Source organism: Burkholderia sp. NFPP32, from assembly GCF_900119325.1.
Taxonomy (GTDB): domain Bacteria; phylum Pseudomonadota; class Gammaproteobacteria; order Burkholderiales; family Burkholderiaceae; genus Burkholderia; species Burkholderia pyrrocinia_C.
In genome coordinates this window covers 93,827-104,114 of sequence record NZ_FPJP01000023.1, presented here as the reverse complement: position 1 = coordinate 104,114, position 10,288 = coordinate 93,827, and the positions used below count along the sequence as shown (strand labels likewise).

Below are 10,288 nucleotides of genomic sequence, written 5' to 3'. Positions count from 1 at the left end.
AGGATCGCGCGCGCTTGCGGAATCGACGCAGCCGGCACGCCGATCTTCGCGGCGAGGTCGTCGGCCTGGGCGTCGAGCAGGCCCGTCGACGGCTCGACGATGACCTTGTGGATCAGTTCCGGGTGCTTTTCGGCGACTTCTTCGATGTCCATCCCGCCTTCGCTCGAACCCATCAGGACGATCTTTTGCGAGATGCGATCGACGACGAGGCTGACATACAGTTCCTGCTTGATGTCGGCGCCTTCTTCGATCATCAGACGGTTGACCTTCTGGCCTTCCGGACCGGTCTGGTGCGTGACGAGCTGCATGCCGAGGATCTGGTTCGCGTATTCGCGGACCTGCTCGATCGACTTCGCCACCTTCACGCCGCCGCCCTTGCCGCGGCCGCCCGCGTGAATCTGAGCCTTCACGACCCACACCGGGCCGCCGAGCTCTTCCGCCACCTTGACGGCCTCGTCAACCGAGAACGCCGGCTTGCCGCGCGGTACCGCGACGCCGAATTTCCGCAGGATTTCCTTACCCTGGTACTCGTGAATCTTCATGCGTGATTCCCTTCAGTCTGAGAGTTGGATGAAAAGTCGCTTAAGACGCTTCTTCGAATGATTTCCGTTCATTCCTTCGTGCTGCCGTCGACAGGCACGTCCGGCCGGCTCGCGCCATACCAGCGCGGGTAGTACTGCCGCACGACCTCGCCGTCGAACCGCAGTGCGCGGCAGCGGCCGAGCTGGAAAGGCGGTTCGTCGCGCACGCCGTCGTGATCCGGCCCTTCGCCACCCTCCTCGCGCACGTTCCACACGTCACCGGCGAACGCCTGGATCGCTGCCGTCGGCAGCACGGCGCACAGTTCGGTGAGATGGGAGCAGCCTGCGACACCGGACAGCAGTCGGTTCGCATCGCGGCGGAAGTGGCGGAAGAGATTGAGCCCGATGAGGGCCCGATAGGCGGGAGGGGCGGATTGACACTGACCGGGATAGGGCACCCATTCCGAAGACGCTTCAGCGTCGACGACATTGAGTTCACGATCGATAGTCACGCGCAGCCAGAGTTCGTGGATCGGCAGGCCCTGGGGCCGGATGCCCGACGCAAGCGCGACATCGCGCGGCTTGTGGTCGGTCAGGCAGGCTTCGATGTCCCACAAGCCGTCGCCGCGCTCGTAAGCTTCCGCTCGGATTGCGCGTCGATGTCGCAACTGACGGGGCACGGGCTCGGATAGCGGCATGCTGGAGGTTGAGGCCGAAGAGGAAAACCCACGGATTTTAGCATATTGGGTATTTGAGACAGTTTGACGCGACGGCGGGTATTCCCGCCTGTCCGGGAGCGGTTGCGTTGCAGCAAAATCGCGCGCCACGCGCGCGACCGGAGCGCTCAATCGTCGATCGGGAAATCGTCGCCGACCTTCAGCAACTTCACGATGGTCGCGCTCGAGAAGCCGCGCGCGGCGAGAAAGCGCGCCTGCTTCGCACGCTCGGCCGGCGTTTGCGGCAATGCACCGAATTTCTTGCGCCAGACCGCCTGCGCGCGCGCCCATTCGGTCTCGCGCAGCTGCGCGTTCACTTCCTCGACGAGCGTGTCGCCGACCGCATGACGCTTCAGCTCGCTGACGATGCGCGCGACACCGACGCGCGACGCACGACGATGCACGAGGCTCTCGGCGAAACGCGCGTCGGACAGCCAGCCTTCCTTTTCCAGCGCATCGAGCACCGGTTCGACGGACTCGTCTTCGCCGACATACGGCGCGAGCTTGCGCGCGAGTTCCGTGCGGCTGTATTCGCGCCTGGACAGATAGCCGAGCGCGCGGCCCTTCAACGAACGCGGCGGCTTCGACGACTTGCGTTTGCCGGCGCCCGGATCGTCGCCGGAGGCAGCGCTTGAAGCAGCGCCGGACGCACGGCGCGTGCGGCGCGGATGCTGGCTGCTGCGCGTATAGACATCTTCCCTGGCAGGTGCCGACGCATCGGATGCGCGATCGCCCGGGAAGCTGACGCCGGACACACGACGGCGGGACCGGTCGTGCGCGTCGAACGATTCATCGTCATCGAACGGATCGTCCGGCGCGGCAATCTCAAACGAAACGAGGGCATCGTCAGATGCCCTCGTCGCGGTGCGGTTCGCGGCGTTGCTGCCAGCGACCCGCCGGTCGGCGCCCGAGGATCCGGCTCGCCGGCTGGAGCGACCCGCCGTTTCGGGCGCGTCGCTCTCCTCCGGCTCGCCAGCCTGACCTCGGCGCCCCACCATCACTCTTCTTCGTCCATCGCCTCGACTTCGTTGCCTGCACCATCGGGCATTGCGACGACGCCGAGCGATTCGCGGATGCGGTTCTCGATCTCGCGAGCGATTTCCGGATTCTCGCGCAGGAATTCACGCGCATTGTCCTTGCCCTGGCCGATCTTCTCGCCGTTGTAGCTGTACCAGGCGCCTGCCTTGTCAACGATCTTCGCCTGCACGCCGAGGTCGATGATCTCGCCCTGGCGCGAGATGCCCTCGCCATACAGGATGTCGAAGATCGCTTCGCGGAACGGCGGCGATACCTTGTTCTTGACGACCTTCACACGGGTTTCGTTGCCGATCACCTCGTCGTTCTTCTTGATCGAGCCGATCCGGCGGATATCGAGACGCACCGACGCATAGAATTTCAGCGCGTTGCCGCCCGTCGTGGTTTCCGGGTTGCCGAACATCACGCCGATCTTCATACGAATCTGGTTGATGAAGATCACGAGGCAGTTCGTGCGCTTGATCGTGCCGGTCAGCTTGCGCAGCGCCTGCGACATCAGGCGGGCCTGCAGGCCCGGCAGCGAATCGCCCATCTCGCCTTCGATTTCGGCCTTCGGCACGAGCGCCGCGACCGAGTCGATGACGATCATGTCGATCGAGCCCGAGCGCACCAGCGCATCGGTGATTTCCAGCGCCTGCTCGCCGGTGTCCGGCTGCGAGATCAGCAGTTCCGGCACGTTCACGCCGAGCTTCGCCGCGTACTGAACGTCGAGCGCGTGCTCGGCGTCGATGAACGCGGCCGTGCCGCCGATCTTCTGCAGTTCGGCGATCACCTGCAGCGTGAGCGTGGTTTTACCGGACGATTCCGGACCGTAGATCTCGACCACCCGGCCGCGCGGCAGGCCGCCGACGCCGAGCGCGATGTCGAGCCCCAGCGAACCCGTGGAGACGACCTGGATGTCCTCGGCCACCTCGCCGTCGCCCATCCGCATGATCGACCCCTTGCCGAACTGCTTCTCGATCTGCGCGAGTGCGGCCGCCAGCGCCTTGCTCTTCTCGGCGGTCATCCCGGAGCCCTTCTTGCTTTCTTCCATGAATCGTCCTTTGCTATGATGAGCAGCGTCTGTTAAAGGCGCGCCCGCTTTCAAGCGCCGCCCACGAATGCAGACACTGTATAAAAAAACAGTGTTTTATGCAAGCCCGCAATGCAGGGCGTTGTACACGAATAACTTCGGAGACAGCCGCGCCGGCGCGAACACCCTGCCGGCCATCGGTCAGCAACATGCGAATTCTCATCGCCGAAGACGACAGCATACTCGCGGACGGCCTCACTCGGTCACTCCGCCAATCGGGCTATGCGGTCGACCACGTGAAGAACGGCGTCGATGCCGATACGGCGCTGTCGATGCAGGCATTCGACCTGCTGATCCTCGATCTCGGGCTGCCGAAAATGTCCGGGCTCGACGTGCTCAAGCGCCTGCGCGCCCGCAATTCCAACCTCCCCGTGCTGATCCTGACCGCCGCCGACAGCGTCGACGAGCGCGTGAAGGGCCTCGATCTCGGCGCGGACGATTACATGGCCAAGCCGTTCGCACTCAACGAACTCGAAGCGCGCGTGCGCGCACTGACCCGGCGCGGCGCGGGCGGCGGCCCGACCGTCGTGCGGCACGGCTCGCTCGCGTTCGACCAGGTCGGCCGCATCGCGTACGCGAACGATCACGTGCTCGATCTGTCCGCGCGCGAACTCGGCCTGCTCGAGGTGCTGCTGCAGCGGATCGGCCGGCTCGTATCGAAGGAGCAGCTCGTCGACCATCTGTGCGAATGGGGCGAGGAAGTCAGCAACAACGCGATCGAAGTCTACGTGCACCGGCTGCGCAAGAAGATCGAACCGAGCGGCGTCCGGATCTCGACCGTGCGCGGCCTCGGCTATTGCCTCGAAAAGGTCGCGCCCGCCGCGCCGGCCGACACCACAGCGCCCCAGCCCGCGACGGCCGGCACGCCGCTGCGCTGAAGCCGGGCGTCGCCGCGATGGCCACGCCGGCCCATTCCCGCCACCCGACCGGCGCGCCGTCGTCGGCCGCCGACGAGGCGCGCGACGCGCGCTACGAGAACCCGTTCGCGCCGCCCGACGAAACCGACGCGCCCGAGGCGCCGCGCCCGCGCTCGCTGTTCGGCGAAATCCTCGACTGGATGCTCGCGCCGCTGCTGCTGCTGTGGCCGATGAGCATCGCCGTCACCTATCTCGTCGCGAAGACGATCGCGAACGGCCCGTTCGACCGCGCGCTCGAGACCAACGCATACGTGCTTGCACGCCAGATCCACCCGGTGAACGGCGTCGCCGAGCTGACGCTGCCGGAGCAGACGCGCGACTTCCTGCGCGCGGACAACGTCGACAGCGTCTACTTCCAGGTGCTCGGCGCGCGCGGCGAGCTGGTCGCGGGCGAAGCCGACATGCCGCTGCCGCGCGACGAGGACCGCCCGCCGCCGGGCGTCGTCGTGTTTCGCGACGACCTGCTGCGCGGCAACGACGTGCGCGTCGCGTATACGACGGTCGCGCTGCCGCAGGCGAGCGGCACGCAGCCCGTGCTCGTGCAGGTCGGCGAGACGCTCGACAAGCGCAACGCGCTCGCGAACGACATCATCAAGGGCGTGATCCTGCCGCAATTCGTGATCCTGCCGCTCGCGATCCTGCTCGTCTGGTTCGGGCTGTCGCGCGGGCTCGCGCCGCTCAATGCGCTGCAGGCGCACATCCGTGCGCGGCGGCCCGACGACCTGTCGCCCGTCGAGGCGCAGCGCGCGCCGCCCGAGATCGAGCCGCTCGTCACGTCGTTCAACGACCTGCTCGCGCGTCTCGAACAGAACATGGCGCTGCAAAAGCGCTTCATCGCCGACGCCGCGCACCAGATGAAGACGCCGCTCGCGGGCTTGCGCACGCAGGCCGAATTCGCGCTGCGCCACCCCGTCCCGCCCGACGTGCAGCGCTCGCTCGAGCAGATCGCGACGAGCTCCGAGCAGGCCGCGCGGCTCGTCACGCAACTGCTTGCGCTCGCGCGCGCCGAGAACCGCGCGAGCGGGCTCACGTTCGAGCCGGTCGAGATCGCCGCGCTCGCGCGGCGCGCGGTGCGCGACTGGGTGCAGGCCGCGCTCGCGAAGCGAATGGATCTCGGCTACGAAGGGCCGCCGGACGACGCGCCGCTCGACGTCGACGGCAACCCGGTGATGCTGCGCGAGATGCTCGGCAACCTGATCGACAACGCGATCCGCTACACGCCGGAAGGCGGCCGCATCACTGTGCGCGTGCGCGCCGATCGCGCGGCGCGGCTCGCGCATCTCGAAGTCGAGGACACAGGGCCCGGCATCCCGGCCGCGGAACGCGAGCGCGTCGTCGAGCGCTTCTACCGGATCCTCGGCCGCGAAGGCGACGGCAGCGGCCTCGGGCTCGCGATCGTGCGCGAGATCGCCACGCAGCACGGCGGCACGCTGACGCTCGACGATCACGTCTACCAGCAGGCGCCGCGCCTCGCCGGCACGCTCGTGCGCGTCAGCCTGCCGCTGGCGGAAACCGCTCCGGATTAACCCTGACGCGCACCGCGGCAACGCGCCGCGATCGCACCGAAACCGGCATTTTGCCGGACGTTCGCACCACGATCGTCACGCGAAGCACCCGATTCGGCACGGGTTAACGCGCAGTCGTTTTGTGCGCGCGAGTCAGTGCGCCGTAAGTTTCCGTGCCAATAATCGTCGACAGGCCCGCCCACCCAAGGCGGCCGCATATCTATATCAAGGGACTTGGAGACGATTCATGGCAACGTTAGGCGGGCAAATTTCGCACGCGCCGATGACGGGCGAAGAGAAAAAGGTGATCTTCGCGTCGTCGCTCGGGACCGTGTTCGAGTGGTACGACTTTTACCTGGCCGGCTCACTCGCGGCCTACATCAGCAAGAGCTTCTTCTCCGGCGTCAATCCGACCGCCGCGTTCATCTTCACGCTGCTCGGCTTTGCGGCCGGCTTCGCGGTGCGGCCGTTCGGCGCGATCGTGTTCGGCCGGCTCGGCGACATGGTCGGACGCAAGCACACGTTCCTCGTGACGATCGTGATCATGGGCCTCTCGACGTTCGTGGTCGGCTTCCTGCCCGGCTATACGACGATCGGCATCGCCGCGCCGGTGATCTTCATCGCGATGCGGCTTCTGCAGGGCCTCGCGCTCGGCGGCGAGTACGGCGGTGCGGCGACCTACGTCGCCGAGCATGCGCCGGCGAACCGGCGCGGCTTCTACACCGCGTGGATCCAGACGACCGCGACGCTCGGCCTGTTCCTGTCGCTGCTCGTGATCCTCGGCGTGCGCACGTTCATCGGCGAGGAAGCGTTCGGCAACTGGGGCTGGCGCGTGCCGTTCGTCGCATCGATCGCGCTGCTCGCGGTGTCGGTGTGGATCCGGCTGCAGCTGAACGAATCGCCGGTGTTCCTGCGCATCAAGTCGGAAGGCAAGACGTCGAAGGCGCCGCTGACCGAAGCGTTCGGCCAGTGGAAGAACCTGAAGATCGTGATCCTCGCGCTCGTCGGCCTGACGGCCGGCCAGGCCGTCGTGTGGTACACGGGCCAGTTCTACGCGCTGTTCTTCCTCACGCAGACGCTGAAGGTCGACGGTGCAAGCGCGAACATCCTGATCGCGATCGCACTCCTGATCGGCACGCCGTTCTTCCTGTTCTTCGGGTCGCTGTCGGACAAGATCGGCCGCAAGCCGATCATCCTCGCGGGCTGCCTGATCGCGGCGCTGACCTACTTCCCGCTGTTCAAGGCGCTCACGCACTACGCGAACCCGCAGCTCGAGATCGCCACGCAGAAGGCACCGATCACCGTCGTCGCCGATCCGGCCACCTGCTCGTTCCAGTTCAACCCGGTGGGCACGTCGAAGTTCACGAACTCGTGCGACATCGCGAAGAGCGCGCTCGCGAAGGCCGGCCTGAACTACGAGAACGTCGCGGCACCGGCCGGCACGATGGCCGAAATCAAGGTCGGCGATACGGTGATCCCGGCGTATGACGGCAAGGCGGCCGACGCGAAGGCACAGGGCGCGGCGTTCGACAAGACGCTCGCATCGACGCTGAAGGGGGCCGGCTACCCGGCGAAGGCCGACCCGGCGCAGCTCAACTGGCCGATGACGATCGTGATCCTGACGATCCTCGTGATCTACGTGACGATGGTCTACGGGCCGATCGCCGCGATGCTGGTCGAGATGTTCCCGACGCGGATCCGCTATACGTCGATGTCGCTGCCGTATCACATCGGCAACGGCTGGTTCGGCGGCTTCCTGCCGGCAACCGCATTCGCGATCGTCGCGGCGAAGGGCAACATCTATTCGGGGCTCTGGTATCCGATCGTGATCGCGCTGGCCACGTTCGTGATCGGCCTGCTGTTCGTCAAGGAGACGAAGGACTCGAACATCTACGCGCAGGATTGATGTCGAGGCATGGGCGGTTGCCGGGCGCGTTCCGGTGACCGGCAACCGCCCTGCGACGAGGCCGGTACGGATCATCGGCAACTTTTTTCACGGAAGATGAAAAAAGGTGTTGACAGCCTGACGGCCGATCTCCATAATTCATTTCTTCGGCGAATTAGCTCAGTCGGTTAGAGCGACGGAATCATAATCCGCAGGTCCGGGGTTCGAGTCCCTGATTCGCCACCAGTTGTAAAAAAGCCGCTGTTCCGCAAGGAACAGCGGCTTTTTCATTTGGCGTCGTCCGATTCGCGATCCTCTCGCGCCGCCCCCGCCGGCATGCGGCATTTCACGTGCCCTGGCGCACCAACGGCCCCCGCTTTGCGGACACAACGGCCGAAACCGCCGCGTCCCGGCTCGTTACGCCGCCACCGTCCCGCGCCGCTCCTCCGGCAACTGCCCGCGCACCTTCCCGCGCCAGTTCTCCCCACCTTCCAGCGCCGGCGTCGACTCGAACACCTCCGCGATCCAGTCGGCGAACACGCGCACCTTCTGCGACAAATGCCGGTTGTGCGGATAGACGATCGAAATCGGCTTCGGCTTCGGATTGCAGTCCGGCAGCACCTCGACCAGCGATCCGTCGAGCAGGTTCGGCAGCACCATGAACAGCGTCGGCTGGATCATCCCGAACCCTTCGAGCCCGCACGTCACGTAGGCATCCGAATCGTTGACCGTGACCTCCCCGCTCATCCGCACCTCGACCGGCTTGCCGTCGATCATGAACACCCACGGAATCGCACGCGCGCCGTGGCTCGAACGGAAATTCACCGCATGATGTTCGGCGAGATCGGCAATCTCGTGCGGCTCGCCGTGACGCGCGACGTAATCGGGCGATGCACAGGTCACGCGCTTCAGCATCCCGATCCGTCGCGCGACCATCGACGAATCCTCGAGCGGCCCGACCCGGATCATGCAGTCGATGCCCTCCTCGACCGGATCCACGTAGCGGTCGGAAAGCCCCAGCTCGAGCGTGATGTCCGGATAGCGCTGCCGGAAAATCGACAGCGACGGCAGCACGATGCGCCGCCCGAGCGAACTCGGCATATGGACGCGCAGCACGCCGCTCGGCTTGCGGTTGCCGGTCTGGAAGCTCGCGTCGGCTTCCGCGATCTCCGCGATGATCTTCATGCAATGCTCGTAGTACGCGGCACCTTCCGGCGTCAACGACAGCCGGCGCGTCGTCCGGTGCATCAGGCGCACGCCGAGCAGCGCCTCGAGATTCTGGATGATGGTCGTCACCGACGCGCGCGGCATCGCGAGCGTGTCGGCCGCGCGCGTAAAGCTGTTCGCATCGACCACACGGGTAAAAACTTCCATTGCCTGGATTCGGTCCATGCTGCCCCCCTTCGAATCGCCAACGGGACAGAATAGAGCGCGCGGCGGGCACGGCACAAGCCCCCACCTATTGTTCTCCAGCCCTGAATAGTCTCGGCATTTCGCACTGGAAAATGATCGGTTTTCGTTCAGTTCCACACAACAACCTCTCCGGCCCCGATCGCGCGCCGCGCGTTACCGCACGAACCGCTCCCGATACGCCTGCGGCGACACGCCCAGCACACGCACGAAGCTGCGCCGCAACGTCTCCTCCGAACCGAATCCGCACCGCGCGGCGATCCGCTTGACGGGCCATGTCGTTTCGCCGAGCAGGCGCTGCGCGGCCTCGACGCGGATCTGCTCGACCGCGCGCGCGGGCGTACGGCCGGTTCCCGCGCGATAGTGGCGCACGAAGCTGCGCTCGCTCATGCGCACGCGCTCGGCCAGCGCGGGTACCGACAGGTCGGCCGCCAGGTGCTCGGCCATCCATGCATGCAGTTCGCCGAACCGGTCGTCGGTGCGCTGCATCGACAGCATCGCGCTGAACTGCGCCTGTCCGCCCGGACGCTTCAGGAACACGACGAGTTCGCGCGCGGCATCGAGCGCGGTCGCGCGGCCGAGATCCTCCTCGACCAGCGCGAGCGCGAGATCGATGCCGGCCGTCACGCCGGCCGACGTCCATAGCGCGCCCTCGCGGATGAAGATCGGATCGGCTTCGACGCGCACGTTCGGGTAGCGCGCCGCGAATTCGTCGCAGCGCGCCCAGTGCGTGACCGCACGCCGCCCGTCGAGCAGGCCGGCCTCGGCGAGCAGGAACGCGCCGGTGCAGACCGACGCAACGCGCCGCGCACGCTCCGCCTGCTGCCGCACCCAGCGCACCAGCCGGGCATCCTGCGATGCCGCGTGCACGCCCTTGCCGCCCGCGACGATCACCGTATCGGGACGGCGCGCGGCCGAGCGCAGCGACTCGGCCATCACGACGAGGCCCGACGACGTCTCGACGGGCCCGGCGTCGGCCGCGACGACACGCGGCGCATACGGCGCCGGCTGCCCACGCTCCAGCGCAAGTTCGTTGACGGACGCGAACACCTGCAGCGGCCCCGACACGTCGAGCAATTGTGCGCGGGGAAACGCAAGGACCAGGATCGAGCGCGGGGCGGCAGGCATGGCGATTGGCTGAAAACGTGGGCGATATGGCAATTTCGCCAAACACTACGCGCCTAGAATCGATCTGTCCATCGTGTGCCGGCAACGGCGCGCTCCTCT

9 protein-coding genes and 1 tRNA gene are annotated in these 10,288 nt (G+C 66.4%); 4 read left to right on the top strand and 6 right to left on the bottom strand.

What is annotated here, in order from left to right:
* The 4 genes from BT264_RS30405 to recA all read right to left on the bottom strand — a co-directional run.
* Positions 1–542: ATP-grasp domain-containing protein (locus BT264_RS30405; RefSeq protein ID WP_177318997.1), on the bottom strand; the 542-nt coding region annotated here is incomplete at its 3' end.
* Positions 543–610: 68 nt separating this feature from the next.
* Complete coding sequence (locus BT264_RS30400) at positions 611–1,219, bottom strand: DUF2889 domain-containing protein (RefSeq protein WP_034178935.1); 609 nt, start codon at positions 1,217–1,219, stop codon at positions 611–613.
* A gap of 146 nt (positions 1,220–1,365) precedes the next feature.
* On the bottom strand, positions 1,366–2,235 hold the full coding sequence (recX, locus tag BT264_RS30395) for a recombination regulator RecX (protein WP_072443408.1): 870 nt from the start codon (positions 2,233–2,235) through the stop codon (positions 1,366–1,368).
* The gene (gene recA / locus BT264_RS30390; protein ID WP_072443410.1) at positions 2,235–3,305 is read right to left on the bottom strand and encodes a recombinase RecA; all 1,071 of its coding nucleotides are present in this window, start codon (positions 3,303–3,305) and stop codon (positions 2,235–2,237) included. Before recA ends, recX begins: the two co-directional genes overlap by 1 nt.
* A 188-nt stretch (positions 3,306–3,493) precedes the next feature.
* Between recA and BT264_RS30385 the strand changes: the two genes are divergently transcribed.
* The 4 genes from BT264_RS30385 to BT264_RS30370 all read left to right on the top strand — a co-directional run bounded on the left by BT264_RS30385 (position 3,494) and on the right by BT264_RS30370 (position 7,897).
* On the top strand, positions 3,494–4,222 hold the full coding sequence (locus BT264_RS30385) for a response regulator transcription factor (protein ID WP_072443411.1): 729 nt from the start codon (positions 3,494–3,496) through the stop codon (positions 4,220–4,222).
* A gap of 17 nt (positions 4,223–4,239) precedes the next feature.
* The gene (locus tag BT264_RS30380) at positions 4,240–5,787 is read left to right on the top strand and encodes a sensor histidine kinase (protein ID WP_072443413.1); all 1,548 of its coding nucleotides are present in this window, start codon (positions 4,240–4,242) and stop codon (positions 5,785–5,787) included.
* Positions 5,788–6,013: 226 nt separating this feature from the next.
* Positions 6,014–7,672 carry an MFS transporter gene (locus tag BT264_RS30375; protein ID WP_072443415.1) on the top strand — a complete coding sequence of 553 codons (1,659 nt, stop codon included), beginning with the start codon at positions 6,014–6,016 and terminating at the stop codon, positions 7,670–7,672.
* A gap of 148 nt (positions 7,673–7,820) precedes the next feature.
* Positions 7,821–7,897 (top strand) — tRNA-Met (locus BT264_RS30370).
* 171 nt (positions 7,898–8,068) lie between these two features.
* Here BT264_RS30370 and BT264_RS30365 read toward each other — a convergent pair.
* Together BT264_RS30365 and BT264_RS30360 are read right to left on the bottom strand one after the other, a co-directional pair.
* Entirely contained in the window at positions 8,069–9,043 is a 975-nt protein-coding gene (locus tag BT264_RS30365; RefSeq protein ID WP_072443417.1) for a LysR family transcriptional regulator, read from the bottom strand.
* Between the two features lie 174 nt (positions 9,044–9,217).
* Positions 9,218–10,189, bottom strand: a complete 972-nt coding sequence (locus BT264_RS30360; RefSeq protein ID WP_072443419.1) for a GlxA family transcriptional regulator — start codon at positions 10,187–10,189, stop codon at positions 9,218–9,220.
* Positions 10,190–10,288: the final 99 nt, after the last annotated feature.

What these genes read in the sequence shown, in the direction of transcription:
- BT264_RS30400 (WP_034178935.1), bottom strand. Translation starts at nt 1,219, where the DNA reads ATGCCGCTATCCGAGCCCGTGCCCCGTCAGTTGCGACATCGACGCGCA.
- BT264_RS30380 (WP_072443413.1), top strand. Translation starts at nt 4,240, where the DNA reads ATGGCCACGCCGGCCCATTCCCGCCACCCGACCGGCGCGCCGTCGTCG.
- recA (WP_072443410.1), bottom strand. Translation starts at nt 3,305, where the DNA reads ATGGAAGAAAGCAAGAAGGGCTCCGGGATGACCGCCGAGAAGAGCAAG.
- recX (WP_072443408.1), bottom strand. Translation starts at nt 2,235, where the DNA reads ATGGTGGGGCGCCGAGGTCAGGCTGGCGAGCCGGAGGAGAGCGACGCG.
- BT264_RS30360 (WP_072443419.1), bottom strand. Translation starts at nt 10,189, where the DNA reads ATGCCTGCCGCCCCGCGCTCGATCCTGGTCCTTGCGTTTCCCCGCGCA.
- BT264_RS30375 (WP_072443415.1), top strand. Translation starts at nt 6,014, where the DNA reads ATGGCAACGTTAGGCGGGCAAATTTCGCACGCGCCGATGACGGGCGAA.
- BT264_RS30385 (WP_072443411.1), top strand. Translation starts at nt 3,494, where the DNA reads ATGCGAATTCTCATCGCCGAAGACGACAGCATACTCGCGGACGGCCTC.
- BT264_RS30365 (WP_072443417.1), bottom strand. Translation starts at nt 9,043, where the DNA reads ATGGACCGAATCCAGGCAATGGAAGTTTTTACCCGTGTGGTCGATGCG.